The sequence below is a fragment of the Chryseolinea soli genome (assembly GCF_003589925.1).
Taxonomy (GTDB): domain Bacteria; phylum Bacteroidota; class Bacteroidia; order Cytophagales; family Cyclobacteriaceae; genus Chryseolinea; species Chryseolinea soli.
The window spans coordinates 1,927,017-1,945,451 of record NZ_CP032382.1 but is presented as its reverse complement, the minus strand read 5'-3'; the positions used below and the strand labels follow the sequence as shown (position 1 = coordinate 1,945,451).

At 50.4% G+C, this 18,435-nt stretch carries 15 protein-coding genes; 10 read left to right on the top strand and 5 right to left on the bottom strand.

Going from position 1 to position 18,435, the window contains the following annotated elements; translation table 11 throughout:
* The first annotated feature begins 152 nt into the window (after nucleotides 1–152).
* From glyA to rpiB, 3 genes are all read left to right on the top strand, one after another.
* On the top strand, nucleotides 153–1,421 hold the full coding sequence (glyA, locus tag D4L85_RS08395) for a serine hydroxymethyltransferase (RefSeq protein ID WP_119753899.1): 1,269 nt from the start codon (nucleotides 153–155) through the stop codon (nucleotides 1,419–1,421).
* A 61-nt stretch (nucleotides 1,422–1,482) separates the two neighbouring features.
* Nucleotides 1,483–2,346 carry a twin-arginine translocase subunit TatC gene (gene tatC, locus D4L85_RS08390; RefSeq protein ID WP_228450816.1) on the top strand — a complete coding sequence of 288 codons (864 nt, stop codon included), beginning with the start codon at nucleotides 1,483–1,485 and terminating at the stop codon, nucleotides 2,344–2,346.
* Nucleotides 2,343–2,771, top strand: coding sequence for a ribose 5-phosphate isomerase B (gene rpiB, locus D4L85_RS08385; RefSeq protein WP_174236149.1), 429 nt, complete (start codon nucleotides 2,343–2,345; stop codon nucleotides 2,769–2,771). The genes tatC and rpiB overlap by 4 nt, the downstream gene beginning before the upstream one ends.
* On the opposite strand, the gene D4L85_RS08380 is transcribed toward rpiB, so the two are convergent.
* A complete protein-coding gene (locus D4L85_RS08380) occupies nucleotides 2,761–4,155 on the bottom strand; it encodes a hypothetical protein (RefSeq protein ID WP_119753897.1) in 1,395 nt (464 codons plus the stop codon). The genes rpiB and D4L85_RS08380 overlap by 11 nt on opposite strands.
* A gap of 92 nt (nucleotides 4,156–4,247) precedes the next feature.
* Here D4L85_RS08380 and rbfA point away from each other — a divergent pair, with 92 nt between their 5' ends.
* The 3 genes from rbfA (at nucleotide 4,248) to D4L85_RS08365 (ending at nucleotide 8,898) form a co-directional block, all read left to right on the top strand.
* A complete protein-coding gene (rbfA, locus tag D4L85_RS08375; RefSeq protein WP_119753896.1) occupies nucleotides 4,248–4,616 on the top strand; it encodes a 30S ribosome-binding factor RbfA in 369 nt (122 codons plus the stop codon).
* Nucleotides 4,617–4,631: 15 nt separating this feature from the next.
* A complete protein-coding gene (locus D4L85_RS08370) occupies nucleotides 4,632–5,858 on the top strand; it encodes an ABC transporter permease (RefSeq protein WP_228450814.1) in 1,227 nt (408 codons plus the stop codon).
* A 94-nt stretch (nucleotides 5,859–5,952) separates the two neighbouring features.
* Nucleotides 5,953–8,898, top strand: a complete 2,946-nt coding sequence (locus tag D4L85_RS08365; protein WP_119753895.1) for a DEAD/DEAH box helicase — start codon at nucleotides 5,953–5,955, stop codon at nucleotides 8,896–8,898.
* A 2-nt stretch (nucleotides 8,899–8,900) separates the two neighbouring features.
* Here D4L85_RS08365 and D4L85_RS08360 read toward each other — a convergent pair whose 3' ends face one another.
* Nucleotides 8,901–9,854, bottom strand: coding sequence for a TolB family protein (locus D4L85_RS08360; RefSeq protein ID WP_160143607.1), 954 nt, complete (start codon nucleotides 9,852–9,854; stop codon nucleotides 8,901–8,903).
* A 138-nt stretch (nucleotides 9,855–9,992) separates the two neighbouring features.
* Here D4L85_RS08360 and D4L85_RS08355 point away from each other — a divergent pair, with 138 nt between their 5' ends.
* The gene (locus D4L85_RS08355; protein WP_119753893.1) at nucleotides 9,993–10,388 is read left to right on the top strand and encodes a DoxX family protein; all 396 of its coding nucleotides are present in this window, start codon (nucleotides 9,993–9,995) and stop codon (nucleotides 10,386–10,388) included.
* Here the strand turns inward: D4L85_RS08355 and D4L85_RS08350 are convergent.
* Nucleotides 10,385–11,236, bottom strand: coding sequence for a lysophospholipid acyltransferase family protein (locus D4L85_RS08350; RefSeq protein ID WP_119753892.1), 852 nt, complete (start codon nucleotides 11,234–11,236; stop codon nucleotides 10,385–10,387). The genes D4L85_RS08355 and D4L85_RS08350 overlap by 4 nt on opposite strands.
* Nucleotides 11,237–11,284: 48 nt before the next feature.
* Here D4L85_RS08350 and D4L85_RS08345 point away from each other — a divergent pair, with 48 nt between their 5' ends.
* Nucleotides 11,285–12,091 (top strand): SDR family oxidoreductase, encoded by an 807-nt coding sequence (locus D4L85_RS08345; protein ID WP_119753891.1) that lies wholly within the window; start codon nucleotides 11,285–11,287, stop codon nucleotides 12,089–12,091.
* A 10-nt stretch (nucleotides 12,092–12,101) separates the two neighbouring features.
* Here D4L85_RS08345 and D4L85_RS08340 read toward each other — a convergent pair whose 3' ends face one another.
* Nucleotides 12,102–14,012 carry a DUF3857 domain-containing transglutaminase family protein gene (locus D4L85_RS08340; RefSeq protein WP_119753890.1) on the bottom strand — a complete coding sequence of 637 codons (1,911 nt, stop codon included), beginning with the start codon at nucleotides 14,010–14,012 and terminating at the stop codon, nucleotides 12,102–12,104.
* 4 nt (nucleotides 14,013–14,016) lie between these two features.
* Nucleotides 14,017–15,852 carry a DUF3857 domain-containing protein gene (locus tag D4L85_RS08335; RefSeq protein WP_160143606.1) on the bottom strand — a complete coding sequence of 612 codons (1,836 nt, stop codon included), beginning with the start codon at nucleotides 15,850–15,852 and terminating at the stop codon, nucleotides 14,017–14,019.
* Nucleotides 15,853–16,052: 200 nt separating this feature from the next.
* On the opposite strand from D4L85_RS08335, the gene radA reads away from it, so the two are divergent.
* Entirely contained in the window at nucleotides 16,053–17,426 is a 1,374-nt protein-coding gene (gene radA / locus D4L85_RS08330) for a DNA repair protein RadA (protein ID WP_119753888.1), read from the top strand.
* Nucleotides 17,427–17,505: 79 nt separating this feature from the next.
* Nucleotides 17,506–18,426 (top strand): DUF6263 family protein, encoded by a 921-nt coding sequence (locus D4L85_RS08320; protein ID WP_119753887.1) that lies wholly within the window; start codon nucleotides 17,506–17,508, stop codon nucleotides 18,424–18,426.
* The last annotated feature ends 9 nt before the right edge of the window (nucleotides 18,427–18,435 follow it).

The window sequence follows — 18,435 nt, the reverse complement described above, 5'->3', positions numbered from 1 at the left end:
CCTAATCGAGACAAATGGGCACTCTACCCCCCTTTTTTCAAAGGTTCTTTTCCTCCCCAAAAAAGCCTGTGAATAACCCACAAACAAAAATTTGCGTTCTCGGCTGGCTAGACTATTTTTGACGCTTCTTTTAAAAACACCCCATCCAGAACATGAAACGCGACAAAGCCATTTTCGACCTCATTGAGAAAGAAAAACAGCGTCAGGAAGCCGGAATTGAACTGATTGCCTCCGAGAACTTCACCTCGCCACAGGTGATGAAGGCACAGGGCTCGGTGCTGACCAACAAATATGCCGAAGGCCTCCCGGGCAAGCGCTATTATGGCGGCTGCGAAGTGGTGGATGAGGTAGAACAATTGGCCATCGACCGCGCCAAAGAGCTTTTCGGTGCCGAATGGGCAAACGTACAGCCGCACTCCGGCGCCCAGGCAAACGCGGCCGTTATGTTGGCATGTCTCAAACCCGGCGACAGAATTCTCGGCTTTGACCTGTCTCACGGCGGTCACCTTACTCATGGCTCGCCCGTAAACTTTTCCGGAAAATTATACCAGCCGTCGTTTTACGGCGTCGAGCAAGCCACCGGTCTCATCGATTTCGACAAAGTGATTGAAACCGCTGAACGCGAACAGCCCAAGATGATCATCTGCGGCGCTTCCGCCTACAGCCGTGACTGGGATTATAAGAAACTAAGAGAGGCCGCCGACAACGTGGGCGCCTTATTGTTGGCCGACATATCGCACCCCGCCGGCCTTATTGCCCGCGGACTGCTGAACGACCCCATGGAACATTGCCATATCGTGACCACCACCACGCACAAGACCCTTCGCGGTCCCCGCGGCGGTATGATCCTGGTAGGTAAAAACTTTGACAACCCCTGGGGACTGAAGACGCCTAAAGGCGAATTGAGAAAAATAACTTCCGTGCTCGACTCAGGCGTGTTCCCCGGAACACAAGGCGGACCCCTGGAGCACGTTATTGCCGCAAAGGCCGTATCGTTCCAGGAAGCCCTGTCGGACGACTACATGGAATACATTCTCCAGGTATCGAAAAATGCGAAGGTTATGGCGCAGGCATTCCTGAACAAAGGATACAAGATCATCTCCGGCGGCACCGACAATCACCTGATGCTGATCGATCTTCGTTCGAAGAAACTCACCGGCAAACAAGCGGAAGAAGGTCTTATCCAGGCCGACATCACCATCAACAAGAACATGGTGCCGTTCGATACGCAATCGCCCATGATCACTTCGGGTATGCGCATCGGCACGCCGGCCATCACCACCCGCGGTCTGAAAGAAAAGGACGTTGAGAAGGTGGTTGACCTGATCGACGAGGCCCTTCAAAAACCGGAAGACCCCAAACACCTGAAAGCTGTGAAACGCAAAGTGAACCGCTTCATGGAAAAATTCCCCTTGTACTAAAAACCCTCTAAATCCCCCACGATAACGAAACGCCAAACAAAGAATTTAACAAACTGAAATCATGCCGCTGGATCAAGAAGAGTCGAATGGTGGAGAAAAAGAGATGAGTTTTCTGGACCACCTCGAGGAGTTGCGTTGGCACGTTATCCGATCGTTGATTGCCGTGGTGATATTCACCATCGTAGCATTTGTTTTGGCGCCGTGGATATTTCAGAACATCGTATTTGCTCCCGCCCGTGTTGATTTTGCCACCTTCAAATGGCTTTGCAAGCTAGGTGATCTCATTGGCCACGAGGCGCTTTGTGTGAAGGAAATTCCCTTCAAGGTGCAAAGCCGTTTTATGACCGGGCAGTTCACGATGCACATCATGGCCTCGTTCATCATCGGGTTGGTCATTGCCTTTCCCTATGTGGTGTGGGAGATCTGGCGTTTTATCAAGCCGGGCCTGCAAGTAAAGGAGCGCCGGTATTCGCGTGGTGCGGTGGCGGCCGTTTCGCTTTTGTTTTTCTCGGGCGTACTCTTTGGCTATTTTATCATCGCTCCCTGGATGGTCTACTTCCTGGCGAACTATAGCATCAGCGATATGATCGTGAACGAGTTCGACATCACGTCGTACGTTTCTACGGTGGTGTTGCTGGTGTTGGGATCCGGCTTGTTGTTTCAGCTGCCGGTGGTGATCTTCTTTTTGTCCAAGATGGGCATTGTTACACCCCAATTTCTGCGCAAATACCGGAAGCACTCGGTGGTGGTGATTCTGATCATTGCCGCGATCGTGACGCCTCCCGATCCGTTGAGCCAGATCATGATCACGATCCCGCTCTATATCCTTTTTGAGATCAGCATTGTCATTTCGGCCATCGTAGCGCGCCAGAAAGCGAAAGACGAAGCCGAAGAATTACTCCGTGAACAATCTTCCGCATCATGACCATAGCCATCGGTAGCGACCACGCCGGATTCGAATATAAAGAAGCACTGAAAAAATGGCTGGAGACGAATGGCTACAGCTTGAAAGATTTTGGCACCCACAGCGCCGAAGCCGCTGACTACGCCGACTTTGCCCACCCGGTGGCCGAAGCGGTGGAGAACAAAACATGCGACTTCGGTCTTTTGGTTTGCGGCAGTGCCAATGGTGTGGCCATCACGGCCAACAAACATCAAGGCATTCGCGCTGCCATTTGCTGGGCCGAAGAACTAGCCGCCCTGGCGCGCCAGCACAACGACGCCAATGTGGTGTGCATTCCCGCCCGCTTTGTGTCGATGGACACGGCGGAAAAGATCACGGGCACTTTCCTGACCACGGCCTTTGAAGGCGGCCGCCACGCCCGGAGAGTCGGTAAGATCAGTTGCTGACCACGGTGTAGTACTCGCCCTTTCTCACGTACATTTTTTTAAACTCGGGGATCCTTTCCAGGAAGGGACCAAACAGATCGTTTTTGTCGCGAATCACCGACGGCGGATCGGACTTTATGCCTTCGTATACCTGGATCACATTGTCGTAGTATTCAGCATGGGCAAAAATATCCTTGCTGAGCGACCAGTTGAAGAATGCCGAACCGAGCGGATGTTGCTTGTAAACATTCCAGTCGTCATCCAAAACCAGCACCCGGGTGGCCTGCGGCAGTGCTGGGGGGTCGGGTACAAAAAGGCGTGTATAATCCACGTTGCCGATGTTATTGTAGCGCGCCAGGTAGCTGATCGAGACCACGCCCACCAGGATGATCCAGGTGCTCATTTCAGCAAACTTTCGCCGGCGGATCAGCAACAAAAACTGGGCGATGAAAAAACTCAGGCTTGGGATGAGCGTGATGAAGCTTTGCGGGCGCCAGTCTTTGGAATAGAAAACCTGGAGGATGGAAAAGAGCAACCAAAGAAACATGCTCTGTACCAATTGGGACTGGTATTTTGTGAAGCGCGCTTCGCGATTCAGCATGATCAGGGAAATGACAAGAAAGAACAGCGGCACGGCCGAAAGAAACCAGAGGCTGCCCGACGTGACATAGTTCGTGGCATGAAAGCCGAGGTTTGGCAAGTAGTAGTATTGCCACAAGGGCGAGAGGCCTTCCTTCAAATAGTAGACCGTGATCAGGAAAAAATGAGGAATGAAAAAGCCCACCACGAGCAGCACATATTTGCGCGAGGTATGACGGGTGAAGATGATCAGCATAATCAATGCGCCGATCAAGTAAACGCTGTAGGAGAATGAGAACAGGGATGCCAACCCGATATACAATCCCAGGTTGAAGATCGTCTCGTTGCGCTGTGCACGGAATTCGATCTCGGTAAACAAGTTGTTCAGCGCCAGCAACAGGAACCCGGCGCCCAGCAATTCGGGGGTCAGCGAAAGGGTGTCGAACGAAAAGAACGAAAAGATGGCGAAGAGCAGGGACGGGATGTAGGTGTTTTCGGAGAAGGCTTTTTTGTTCGCGAAAACGATGCCCAGGTAGGAAGCCTGAAAGAAGATGACGATAAATGCCAGGATATGCCGCGCCAATAGCGACCGGCCGAAAACCATGTCCAGCAAGGCATTGAACCAACCGGCCAGCGGCCCACCCGAATCCACCAGCCCGGTATAGAGTGCGCTTCCGTTGTGGACTTTTTCCCCCACCACCAGGTTTTTCAACTCGGGATAGGTCATGCCCGGTGAGTCGATCAGCAAAGGCAGGCCGATCAAAAGCATGATCACCAGCACGCCCAGCAGGCGGTAAGGGTCGTTGATGCGGAAATATTGTAACAAGGCGACGCGTTAAGCGCACAAAATAGACCAAGGTTTTTATAATTGCCAATGGTTCATTGCTAATTGTTGAGGGATGCGAGATATTTGTCCCTATGAGTGGCACGACCCGACAACAAAAATACGCGAAGCTGATCCAGAAAGAATTGAGCGACATCTTTCAGCGCGACAAACGGGGCATCCTCGACAACGCCTTCATTAGCATTGCCGACGTACGCATCAATCCCGATCTGAGCGTGGCCAAGATCTACATCAGCATGCTGCTGGCAAAAGACAAAGAGAAAGTACTGGAGAAGATAAACAAACACAAAAGCGAGATCCGCAAAGCCCTGGGCGACAAGATCGGCAAGCAAGTACGCATTGTGCCGGAACTGATCTTCTTCAAAGACGAGGTAGAGGAGAATGCAACCCGCATGGACGACCTTATCAAGAACCTTCACATCCCGCCGGAACAAAAAAGCTAACCAATCCTCAAAACGTTGAACGTCCCCTACTTCATTGCCCGGCGCTATTTGCTTTCGAAGCGGAAGAAGAATTTCATCAACGTGATCTCCATCATCTCCATGGTGGCCGTGGCCATCCTCTCGGCCGCCATCATCATCGTGCTCTCCATCTTTAACGGCCTGGGCGATTTGCTGCACGCCATCAACAATTCGTTCGACCCCGAGATCAAAATAGAAGCCAGCGTTGGGAAATCGTTTGAGGTGAGTGACGCCCTGTTGAAAAAAGTAAAAGATGTGCAAGGCGTAAAGATCGTAACGGAGGTGATCGAGGACTATGCCTACGCCCGCTACAACGATGCCACACAAGTGGTGATGTTGAAGGGAGTGAGCGACAACTTTATGCAGCAGGATCGCATACCTCCGGAGAGCATTATCGAAGGGGATTTGGTGTTAAAGAAAAATGGGAAGCCACGCGCGCTCGTCGGCTATGGTGTGCGGAGTACGTTGTCCATTGCGGTGGACCAGGATTTTTATGCGTTGCAATTGTACTCGGTAAAAAGCGTGAAGAGTGGAAGTTTCGATCCGTCGAAAATGTATACGCAAAAGAACATTCAGCCCGCCGGCGTCTTCTCCATCATTCAAACCTTTGACGAAAACTATGTGATCGTTCCGTTGGACTTTGCCCAGGAGCTGTTCAGCTACGGCAACAAGCGCACGTCGTTGGAAATAAAAGCGGATCCCGGTGCCGACCTCCGGACCGTGGAGGATGCCCTGCAACAAGCGCTCGGAAAAAATTTCAATGTGCTCAACGGCGAAGAGCAACACGAGGATCTGTATCGCGTGTTGAAACTGGAAAAATTGTTCGCCTCCGTAGCGGCCATCCTGTTGCTCGTGATCGGCTCCATCAATATCTATTTCAGCCTCATGATGCTGGCCATCGACAAGAAGCGAGACATCACCATATTGGCCGCCATGGGTGCCGACAGTGGGTTGTTAAGAAGGATTTTCATCACGGAAGGCTTGCTCATCGCGGCGATTGGCACCGGGGCGGGTCTTTTTTTCGGTGGGTTTATTCTATTGTTGCAACAACAATTTGGCTTTGTTTCGATGGGTATGAATTCGTCGGTGGTGGATGGTTATCCTGTGAAAATGTTGTTTTCCGACTTCCTCTACGTGTTTTCCATCATGGCCGTAGTCACATTGGCCATCTCTTCGCGACCAGCCGCCCTCGCGTCACGGTTTGCTTCCGTTCAAAACCTGTAATATCCATGTACTAAATATCCCAAAAAAGGCAGTTTTTTCTGCTGGATAATCCCTAATTTTCAGATTCCGTTTTCATCAAAATGCAGGTTTCGAGATGAAAGTGTCTGCTTCACAACCGTTTCAAATTATCTATTCGCTGTATCAACACGAATACCTGGGATTCGTGTTTGAATCCTATATTGTCCATCTCGACGAAAAAGGCAAGCTCACTTACCAACATCAGAACATTTCCTCGAAAAACGCCCGCGAATTTTCGAAGGGCCTCGACGACCGTGATTTCGAATTGATCGAACTCATGGACTCGATGACACAGGAATCGATCGTAAAGAAATTCTCCGCCAAGTTCATGAAGCCGGAGGAGTTCTTCTCCAAGACCTACGACAAAGCCAAAGGCAACGAAATGCTCCAAGAGCAGATCGAAGACTACATGGAAAAACGCCGGGCCAAGATCCTGGAGAAAATGAAAGGCAAAGTGCTTTTCGAAATGGGCAACGATGGCGAGCCCACGTGGCGCAAAATAGAAGTGCTCGACAAGCGCGCGACCATCCAGTTCCACTTCATGCGAACGGACGATCACACGAACTATTACCCCACTATATTCTACCAGGGAAAAAAACTGGATCTGCCCAACCCATCGGCCTACCTCATTTGCAAGAGCCCGGCCTGGATGGTATTGAACGGCCGCCTCCACGGTTTTGAAAAACACGTCGACGGCAAAAAGCTGATCCCGTTCTTCACAAAAAAATATGTGGTCATCCCCAAGAACGTAGAAGAAACTTACTACAACCGTTTTGTTGCCCCGCTCATCGCTTCGTTCGACGATGTGGAGGCGAGCGGTTTTGAGATCAACAAGAGCACCTACGATCCCCACCCGGTGCTCACGCTTTCGGAGCTTCACTCGGCGCAAACCACATCCGCCCCCTCGCTTTTTGAAGACCGGCGTCCCGCAGAAGAGGCGGCCACCGACGAGGCCGGTAAAATTGTTTTTGACCTTTCGTTCAAATACGGCAAGCATCGTTTCCGCGGCGATCACCTGGGACCGGTGAGCGTGACGTTGGAAAAGCAAGGCGAAGGCTATGTGTTCCATCGCGTGTCGCGACGCAACGATGACGAGAAAAACTTTTTGCACACGCTGCAAAAATTGGGATTGCCGATGAAGGGATTTCGTGTGGCCATACCCAAGTCTGAGGCATTCTCTTGGTTGAACGAGAACCGCGTGAACCTGCTCAACCTCGGTTTTGAAGTGAGCCAGCCCGAGAGCCGCGACAAAAAATATTTTGTGGGAAAGGCCGTGATCGAAGTGGAGGTGAAAGAGAACATCGACTGGTTCGATATTCACGCCAAGATCCGTTTCGGTGAGTTTGAAATTCCGTTCAAGGATCTGCGAAAACTGATCCTCCGCAAAAAAGTGGAATTCAAATTACCCAACGGCGAGATCGCTATTATCCCCGAAGCATGGCTCACCAAATATGCCGATCTCTTTGCCTTGAGCGAGACGGATGGCGACAATGAAAAACCCGTGCTGCGCAAACACCACCTTAACCTGGTGAAGGAATTGGAAGAAGGCAACCTGGCCAAGGTTCATCTCAGCGAAAAATTGCGTTCACTCAATTCGTTTAGTGGTATAAAAAATTATCCGCCGCCGCAAGGCTTTGAAGGCGAGCTTCGCCCCTATCAAAAGGCTGGTTATAATTGGCTGCGTTTTCTCAACGAATACAGACTCGGTGGATGCCTTGCCGACGACATGGGTTTGGGTAAGACCGTTCAAACCTTATCCATGCTGCAAGCCGAAAAAGAAAACGGCTCGGGCACGACGCTGCTCATCATGCCCACATCGCTCATCTACAACTGGGAGATGGAGGCCAGCAAGTTCACGCCGGGATTGCGTTTGCTGAACTACACCGGCACGATGCGCAACAAGGATGTGCGCCGTTTTGAAAAATATGATTTGGTGCTCACTTCCTATGGCATTACCCGCCTGGACGTAGAGTTGCTGCGCGAGTTTTATTTTAACTATGTGATCCTCGACGAGTCGCAGGTGATCAAGAACCCCACGTCGAACATTGCCAAGGCGGTGCGCGAATTGAAGTCGCGGCATAAATTGGTGTTGACGGGAACGCCCATTGAGAACACGACGATGGACCTCTGGTCGCAGATGTCGTTTATCAACCCGGGCATTCTGGGAACGCAAACGTATTTCCGGAACGAGTTTCAGAATCCCATCGAAAAGAAAAACGATGAGGCGCGTTCGAAGAAACTTCACTCGGTGATCAAGCCTTTCATCTTGCGCCGTCATAAATCACAAGTCGCTACGGAGCTTCCCGAAAAAGTGGAGAACATTCAATATTGTTCCATGACCAACGATCAGGAGAAACGCTACGAGGAAGTGAAAGCCCACTACCGCGAGAAGATCTTCAAGCTCATCGAGCAGGAAGGCCTGGGCAACAGCCGCTTCATGATCCTGGAAGGACTCACCAAGCTTCGCCAGATCGCGAACCACCCGCGCATGGTTGAACAAGGCTACTCGGGCGATTCCGGTAAAATGGAGGACATCACGCACATGCTGGAGAACGCCATTGCCGAAGGTCACAAGGTGCTGGTGTTTAGCCAATATGTGAAGCACCTCGAAATCGTACGTCAATATTTGAAGTCGAACAAAATAGACTACACCTATCTCGATGGCTCCAGCACCGATCGCAAGGAGCAGGTGGAGCGCTTCAACAAAGACACCTCGCTAAAAGTATTTTTGATTTCTATAAAGGCAGGTGGCCTCGGATTGAACCTGACCGAAGCAGACTACGTCTTCATTCTCGATCCGTGGTGGAACCCCGCCGTGGAGGCGCAAGCCGTTGACCGTGCGCATCGCATCGGCCAGAAGCGAAAAGTGTTCACCTATAAATTCATTACCCGCAACACCGTGGAGGAAAAGATCCTCACGCTGCAACAACGCAAGCTGCGCCTCACTACCGAGCTGATCACCACCGAAGAAAGCTTCATGAAACAGCTCACCAAAGAAGACATCGAACAGATGTTGTTGTAAGCTCACTTCAGGGAACCCACAAGGGCCTGAAAATCTACCCAATAAATATTTTCCGAACCATTGCGCACGCTGTTGTAGGCTTTGACGAGTGCAGCATGTGTGGTTGGTTTTTCATAGGTCGACGGGAGATCGTGCCGGCCGCTGGTGAAGAAGAGAATTTTCTGATCGAAGGAAACAAAAGGACAATAGTCCAACCTCGGCGAGTTGAGCATGCTCATATTTTTAGCAGGCTGCCAGACGCCGGCGGCATCGCGAAAGCTGATGTACAAATCGCCGCCGCCATGATCGTCTTTGCGCCCGTAGGAGGTGAAGAGAATGAATTTTTCATCGGGCGAAACAAAGGCATTGAATTCCCATAGCTTGGAATTCACGGCCGTATCGAGCGCTACACTCTCTGTGTATTTTCCATCCTGCCATTGGCACACGTAGATGTCTTCCTTGCCCACGCCTTTTTCATATTCTGAAGTGAAGTAGAGATTTCCCGACAGGGCAACCGAGGGATAGAATTCATTGGCGTTGGTGTTTACGGGCGCGCCCACGTTGCGGGGCGAAGACCAGGATCCATCTTTGGCTCGTTCAACCACCCAGATGTCGAAGTCCTTTGCCTGTGTGCCGCTGAGGGGCCGATTGGAGCTAAAGAATAATCTGCGACCGTCGGCGCTGAAGGCCGGCTCAAGGTCTTTGAATTGCCCCGAGAAAGGAGCCACTTCCGGTGCCGACCATTTATTGCCAGGCAATTTGTGACGATACAGAATGGTAGAGAACGCATTTTGAGCCGCTTCGAGGGTATAGTACATTTCGCTTCCATCGGGCGATAGGGCCATGTCGCGCTCGTTGAGGTTTGTGCTCACGGTGCCCTCCATAAACAGGCTAAGCTGGGCGGGAGGTTGCAGGGTTTGGGATTGTGCCAGCATCGTGGAAAGGCTCATCACAAGCATGGGTAGACAGGCTTTCATAGGCAAAGGTTTTATTACAATCTTAGGAAGAATGCTCAGGCCAACTGCCGCCCCAGACGGGGTATTTTTCGGGTGAGAACAAGGTACAAAAACCCGGTGCATCTTTCAATTTGCTATTTTAGGGTAAACCTATCCCCTATGAAGAACTTCCCTTTCCTAAGCGCCTCGCAGGCCGTGATCCTGCTCCGGGTAATTGTAGCCCTCTTGCTCATCATTCACGGCGTCACACGCATTCTCCACGATGGCGTGGGCGGCTTTGGTGGCTTCCTCGACTCGCAGGGCATCCCCGCCGGCACCGTTGTTGCGTGGGGAATCACGCTCTTTGAGATCGCTGGTGGTCTGCTCATGGCCCTGGGCCGTTACACCCGGTGGATCGCGGCCGCATTTGCCCTGGAGTTAACCATGGGCATCCTATTGGTCCATGCGAAAAATGGTTGGTTCGTTGTAGGGGGAGGATCGAATGGTGTGGAGTACAGCGTACTATTGATCACGTGCATGATCGTGATCGCTGCCCAAAGCAAGGGGCGCAACTAAGCTTCAAGATGACGGGTCTTCCACCGGTTGTGCGACCATAGCCACTGCGATGGATTTTCGCGGATCACCTTTTCGAGTTCGCGCACATAGTGTTCCATTACCACGTCGCTGTCTTTTGCATAGGGTGGCTGGGCCAGTTCCACGATGTGGGTTTCGTAGTAGCCACGTTTCACTTTCTTCATGGCATAGTACATGACCGGATACTGCGTAAGTTGTGCCAACTGGTTTGAGCCGTAGAAAAAAACGGTGTCCTGGTTCAGGAAACGGGTGGCATATTTTTTATCGTGTTTGTAGCCCGGGTATTGATCGCCCACCAAAGCGATATTGCGCACGATGTGTCTGCGCTTCACGATCTCACGGGCCACCTCATCGCGCTTGATGCCATGGGCGCCAAAGCGTGTCCGGCAGGCATACGAAAAATCGTCAAAGAATTTACTGTTCACCGATTGGTACACAAAGTCCATTTGCCCCGGCAGCGTGAACGAACCGGCCACCAGCAGCCATTCCCAATTGAAATTGTGCGAGGCCAGGTTCAACAGCGATTGCCCGTTGAGGATGTAGCGGTTGGATACGTCCGGATTTTTAAAGACCACCCGTCGGCCCAGCTCTTCCTGGCTGATCGTGAGCAGCTTTAACATCTCCACGGCATAGTCGCAAAGATCCTTGAAAAACTGCTTTTCGATCCGGCTGCGTTCGGCATCGGTTTTTTCGGGAAACGAATTTTTGAGATTCTTCTGCACCATGGCCCGCCGGTAGCGCACCAGGTAGAAGCTCACGGCAAAGAGGAAATCGGAAAATGCGTAAAGCACCGGGAGGGGTAACCGGGAGAGCAAGCGTATGAAAAACATAGCAGGTTTGTGCCGGGCAAGTTAAACAACTATTGTTACTTTTGGCGCATGAAGCACAAAGTTGTCGTGATCACCGGGGGAACCTCCGGTATTGGACTTGCCCTGGCCCAGGAGTTTGGGCTGAAGGGTTCCAAGATCTTTATCACCGGAAGGGATCAGACGGGTCTCGACAAGGCCATGGCAGAGCTTCGCGACAAGGGGATCCTGGTGTATGGACTGCAAGCCGACGTCAGCCAAGAGGACGACAACAAACGAATGGCGGAAGAGGTGATCAAACGCTATGGGACCATCGATGTGCTCATCAACAATGCGGGTATATCCATGCGGGCTTTGTTTGAGGATGTGGACCTGGAGGTGGTGAAGAAAGTGATGGACATCAATTTTTATGGTGTGCTGTATGCCACCAAATACTGCCTTCCGGAGATCGTGAAAAACAAGGGATCTATTGTGGGCATCTCGTCCATTGCCGGCTATTGTGGTTTGCCCGGGCGCACGGGTTATTCGGCCTCCAAGTTTGCCTTGAACGGCTTTCTGGAAGTGTTGCGCACGGAGTATCTGAAAAGGGATGTCCACGTGCTCACGGCCTGTCCGGGATTCACATCGTCTAACATACGCAAGCGGTCCCTCACGAAAAACGGAAAGGCCCAGGGTGAATCGCCCCGCGAAGAAGGCAAGATGATGACGGCCGAAGAATGCGCCCGCCACATCTACAAGGCCACCGTGAAACGCAAGCGCAACATCGTGCTCACCACCGAAGGAAAAATAGCCGTGTTCCTCAGCAAATGGCTGCCCAGCTTGTCGGACAAGATCGTCTACGAGGCGATGGCCCGGGAGACGGATGCTCCGATCAAATAATTCAGTTCTTCTAAGTTTTGCTCAGGAAGACAAGCTTGGTGTTGTCGGCTTTGTTCAGACCTTTGTAGAAGTCGATCAATTCCGAGTAGGACTCTGACGGATACTCGCCCCGTTGCAGTTTGAACCTCCGGATGTAGATGAGGTCGTTTTGATCGAGGGTAAACGTAGCCTCGTACTCACCAAACCGTGATTTCAGTAAAATTGGTTTGGGAATAAATTCCGGGTAAATGCCTTCGGGTAAATGGTATCGGATGGTATCGAAATCTGTGAAGCCCATGTTCAACAAAACCTTGGTCTTGCGTGACTCCACTTTCTCGGGAACATAGCTGGAGCGATTCATGAGATTGGGGGTAACGAATACACGTTTGCCGCTTAGCGTGGCAAATCGTTTTAAAGTAAGATCCACCGCTACCTGTGCCGAGGGTATTTTGCTTTTGTGGTTCTCCATTTTAAAGGTTGTGATATCGAAGCTGGGAATATCGATTTCCCCTTGCAGCCATTTCTTTTGCTCGTCAAATTGGCTGGTGAGAATGCCATCAAGATTCCCGTTTTCATATTGCAACCCGCTATACGAAGTCTTTATTTTGGCACTGGCATCTCCATTTGGTTGAAGAAAAACGTCGGCCGTGCGTGATTGCAGATTCTTTTCGGCTGGATAGCGGATGGTGTTCACCACTTTCGCGCCATTATCCGTTATTACCAGTGCCTTGCGGTCGCCCGTAAAACGGCCCTGATAGCCGAAGGGATTTGTCTGGTTGGTACACTCCAGCCAGATGGTATCGATTTTCTGCGGTACGCAAACAATCGCGTGATTAAATTGCACACGCGGAAATTTCGGATCGATTTCACGGGGGCTGTTACCAGCATCGATGAGGGTGTAGTATCCTTTGATGCCTATCTCTTTCAGCATCGCAATCATATAGTTAGAAAGCGCTTTGCAGTCGCCGTAACCGTTTTGGTCTACCACGGTTGCCTCAAACGGCTGGTGGCCCCCAATACCGACCTGGATGCCGACGTAGCGTGTGCGGCTTTGAAGATATTCGTACAAGATCTTGATCTTCTCTTCATCGGTCTTCGCCTGGGCTGTCAGGCTTTTTATCTTTTGCCGCGTGGCATCGGGTAAAGCGTCACGTCCCTTGATCAATGAGTTTATCCAAAGACCATAGTTGCTCCAGGTGTCCATTACGCCGACATAGTTTTCGTATTCAAAATTGGTGGGTGCGGCCTCAATGGATGGAAGCTGACCCTGTCGCTTGCTAAGCGGTTCAATTCTAATCGGTCTTACATTTTTATGCTCAAACGTGATCGTTCCACTACCGTCTGCGGCTTTTTCAATAGAAGGGGCGGTGTCGATGTGATAGGTTTTGTAACGCGGTTCCAGGCCTGGGGCATACTTCAACCTGTAAAGAGAGTGCTCCACCGACGTTTTATCATCGTTCTGCACCCAGAATGGCGGAATATAAAATAAGAACTTGTACTCCAATTCGTACTCAATTTCTACGGTGTAGGGATAACTGCCTTGCGATACGTCAAACGTCTTCATGCGATCGTCGCTGAATAGCGTAAAGCCGTCGAAGACACTCCGGTCTGCGATCTCGCTGTTTTTCAGCCGGGAAACCACAAAACCCTCTGCGTCATAAACAGTTACTTTCAATGTGTTGATCTTCGTCAGTTTATCGTAGCCGACGGCATCGCTGGCATAACTGTTAGCATTCGAATTGAGAATGGTAATAACCTGATATACGTAGTGCGAAGCCCGGCTTCTGGAAATGATGGAGAATACGGACTGATCTTCGCGATACACGGCATTCACATCCTTCTTCAACTCCTCGGGTATAGCGCTTACAGGGAACTTCGGTGTTTCCTTAGCGAACGCAACCACGGCGACAGAACACGCCAGGACAAAAACAAGCCTCTTCATATTCCTATTTTTTCTTTAATACAATCTGCTCCGCCTGTTTGGCGATCACCAGGTTATACAATTCCCGGAGATGGGGATATTCCTCCTGCACGAACAGGCTTTTGTTTATTTGCAGCATGCTCACCACGCTCACGACGTTGCCCACTTGCGTTACGTTGTAGGTATACTTGGCCGCGTTGTTTGGCAACGTCACTACTTTTGGTTTTGGCATTTCGTCTACCACATAGTTTTCAGGAAGTGTGAACCGGGCCATGTAGGTCTGCTCTACAGGCTTGCCGAAATCCACCGGGTATTCGCGCTTCTCGGTTTTAAAGATGTTGTCGGTGAGTTGCTCGGAAAGCATGGGATTCAAATAGATCACATCGCCGGCCGTTGTCGCGTGTTCGCGTATCACCAGTTCGTGCAATTGCTTTGGCGCTTTGTCGATCTCTTTAATATTTTGAAATTCACTTTTCTCAACCTCCCAGGTCTTGTCCGACAGGAATTCCTTCAGATAGTCGGTTTCGCCTTTTTTGAAATAGTCTTTGCGCAGTTTTTGAGCGGCGTAACCGTCATAGGAGAATGACATCTTCCCCTTCAGCTCTCCCTCGGCGTTGATCACGAGCTCAGAATTTATCGATGTGCGTGACTTCGCCTTTGGTTTAATTTCCATCCACCCGTGACGTGTTTTGGAGATCACGAGGCCGTCGCCGTTGAGACAGCGTTCGGGTAAAATGCCCATGGGCAAATATTTTTCAGTGGCATCCAGCAACAACGCTTTATCGCCGAGTATGACCGATACGATCGCATAATTCAATTGCTCGCTCATCGGGTATTGCTGACGGATGAAACCATGATCGCGCGTGCTTAGCAGAACCATGTCGGCGGGCACGTCCACTTTTTCCAACATCGCGGCCACCACAAAGTTGATGTCCGCGGCAGTACCTTTTTTGTCGTCGAATACCTTCTTCAGGTTGTCGGGATACTTGTCTGCAGTGCCATCCCATTCCAGGGTCTGCTGCACGTAGTTGAAGATGGCCGTTACCTTTTGCGTAGGGTCGGTCATGCCGGCGGTGAGTTCTTTTGCTTTCGTTTTTAAGAATCCTGACCCGGAGATCACTTTGCCAAAGTCGTCGCTGTCGACCAATTTGTCGTTCAGGCCTTTCCAGCTTCCCATAATCTCTTGTACCATTTGACCTGGAAACGTGACGTGAGAAAGGGCCATGTTTACTTTCGAAACATAATCGTCTTCGCAGGTCATAAAGGGTTCCTCTTTAAAGGCAGGCACATTCTTGGAAACCCAATGATGACGGGCTTCCTGGTAGTTATCTTTCGACGTGTTTTTCACCTCATACAGTGAGGGAGCAAGATAGCCTTGCATGTATTTTTCGAAAACGAAGAAGTCAGGCAAAGCGGCCCAGTATTCGCTCCAACGAACGGGGACGCTATACTGAAATTGCCAGTTCGGGAAGGACGCGAGAAAATCGGAATTGAGGGTGTAGCTGTATTCGATGACGGATCCTACTTTCACATTTGGCAACGTGAATTTTTGCAGGTTTATGTTGCGGCTACGCTTCTCTTTGAACATGCCGGACTTTTCGATTTCGGTCTCTACTATTTTTCCATTCTCCAGGTTATAGGTAGTCGCTTTCAACCGCGAGAGATGTTCCTCATTGCTGCCGGATTGATACAAGGCAACGGCCACATCGGCCCAATGCAAACCTTCCTTTTTTAAGATTTTGATGCGTCTGTGGCGTTCGTAGACCAGAGAGGCGCCACCGGTATTGATGTCAATGTAGGCCGAGCCATAGTCCGCGAGAATAACCGCCGCGGCAGACGTATCCTCTGCGTAGGTTGTCATTTTAAGATCTTCTTGGGGAATTACGCCAAATTTGATGGGCGATTTTTGTGCGTAGACAGTGCACACAACAAGGACAAATAGTCCCGAAAACAACGATTTCATGTAACTTTTAGGTTTAGAAAATGCAAGATTAAAAAAATTATTCAATTAAAATATTTCTACTTTTCACCTGGGATACTTTAGTAAGTTTACACCCCAACATGGCGAAAACTAAAACAACCTTTTTTTGTCAATCCTGTGGCTACGAGTCGGCCAAATGGCTTGGAAAATGTCCTTCGTGCAGCGCCTGGAACACGTTCGTGGAGGAAGTGATCACAAAAGACGAAGGCCCCAAAACAGAGTGGCGTCAGGAGTCGACGCGGTCCAAGGCCATAAAGGCAAAGACGCTAAACGAAATTGAATCCACGGAGGAGATCCGCATCCACTCCATCGATGAAGAACTAAACCGGGTATTGGGTGGCGGCATTGTTCCGGGATCGCTCGTACTCATCGGAGGCGAGCCTGGTATTGGCAAATCCACGCTCATGTTGCAAGTGGGCTTGCTGTTGAAAAAGCAACGGGTGCTCTATGTGTCAGGCGAGGAAAGCGAACAGCAGATCAAGATGCGCGCCGAACGATTGGGCAGCACATCGGAGAACTTTTATATCCTGACAGAGACCAACACGAAGAGCATTTTTTTAGCGATCGAAACCGTAGAGCCCGACGTCCTGATCATCGACTCCATTCAAACATTGCATTCGGCACAACTGGATTCCACTGCCGGCAGCATCGGGCAAGTGCGGCAATGCACGGGCGAGTTGATGAAGTTTGCCAAGGAAACGGCCACGCCCGTATTTCTGATCGGTCACATCACGAAAGACGGCATCCTGGCCGGCCCCAAAGTCCTGGAGCACATGGTCGACACCGTACTGCAATTTGAAGGTGACCGCCATTTGGCCTATCGCATTTTGCGAACGACCAAGAATCGCTTCGGTTCCACGTCGGAGATCGGCATCTATGAAATGTTGGGCACGGGATTGCGCGAGGTGAGCAATCCTTCCGAAATACTCATATCACAAAAAGACGGACCCATCAGTGGCGTCACCATTGGTGCAACCATTGAAGGCAACCGGCCCCTGCTCATCGAAATACAATCGCTGGTAAGTCCGGCGTCCTATGGCACACCGCAGCGTACGCCTACCGGTTTTGATCAGAAGCGTTTGAACATGCTGCTGGCCGTGCTCGAAAAACGCTGCGGCTTTCGCATGGGCACACAGGATGTTTTTCTCAACATGGCGGGTGGCATTAAAGTGGAAGACCCGGCCATTGACCTGGCAGTGTGCATCTCCATCATCTCGTCGATGGAGGAGATCTCCATATCCGATAAAATTTGTTTTGCGGCCGAGGTCGGATTGGGTGGCGAGCTGCGGGCGGTAAACAAAATTGACCAGCGCATCTCCGAAGCGGAGAAGCTGGGCTTTCAGGAAATCTATATTTCAAAATATAGCCAGAAGGCGATTGGGTTGAAGAACACAAAAATTGTCGTCAAGTCATTCGGGAAACTGACGGAAGTTTTTCAGGACCTGTTTGGTTAATGTTTCTATGGACCCTTTGGGGGATAGTTTTGAATGCTATTTTTATCGTAATTCGTTATCCTATATAAATTTTTTACAAATGAGAAGACTTGGTTTCGTTTTGATAATTCTGGCAGCGTCGGCCTTTACGTTTCCGGCGAAGGATGTGAAGTTGGAATATGTTTTTAAAGTGGGCGACGAATACACGCTGAATCAAACCACAAATCAAACCATTAAGCAGACCATTATGGGCATGGACCAGGTTGCTGAAAATTTGATCTCGGGACAAATGAAATATAAAGTGACTGCTGTCACCGAAACGGGAGCAAAGCTGGAGATGCAATTTTTGAAACTAAAGTCCAGCCTCAAATCGGTTATGGGTGAAAAGGCGATGGACACGGAAGGCGATAGCGAAAACGCGGAGAATAAAGTTTTGAAATCGATGATGAACAAGGTTGTCCTGGTCAGCATCAGCAAACAGGGGATCGTGGAAGTAGAAAATTCAGACAACCTCTGGACCGGCATGAACGACCTCGGCCTGGATGAGGCTACCTTGGCGCAAATGAAAATTGTCATGGAGCAAATGATGGGAAAAAAATCACTGAAGAACAGCCTGGAACAAGCGATGGTGTATTACACCGACAAGAAAGTTAAGCAAGGCGACACCTGGTTCTCAAAAAATGCCTTCCCCATGGATTTTCCGATCGAAACCAACAACACCTGGAGCCTCGCCAGCCTGGCCGGCGATGCGGCGAAGGTGAATGGCGACGCGACCTTTGCCACCCTCGACAAAAACAAAACCGTGAACATGCCGGGCGGCATTCAGGCCAAGATGGATCTGGCGGGCAAACAAGCTACAAAGGCAGACGTGAATGCCAAGACAGGATGGCCCACCGAAATACGTATTTCCTCGACATTAAAAGGTAAAATGACCCTCCTGGCCGGTGGCATGATTCCAACAGACATGGACGTTCCCATGGAGATCTTAACACAGATCACCTACACCATCGTGAAGAAATAAATCTTGATG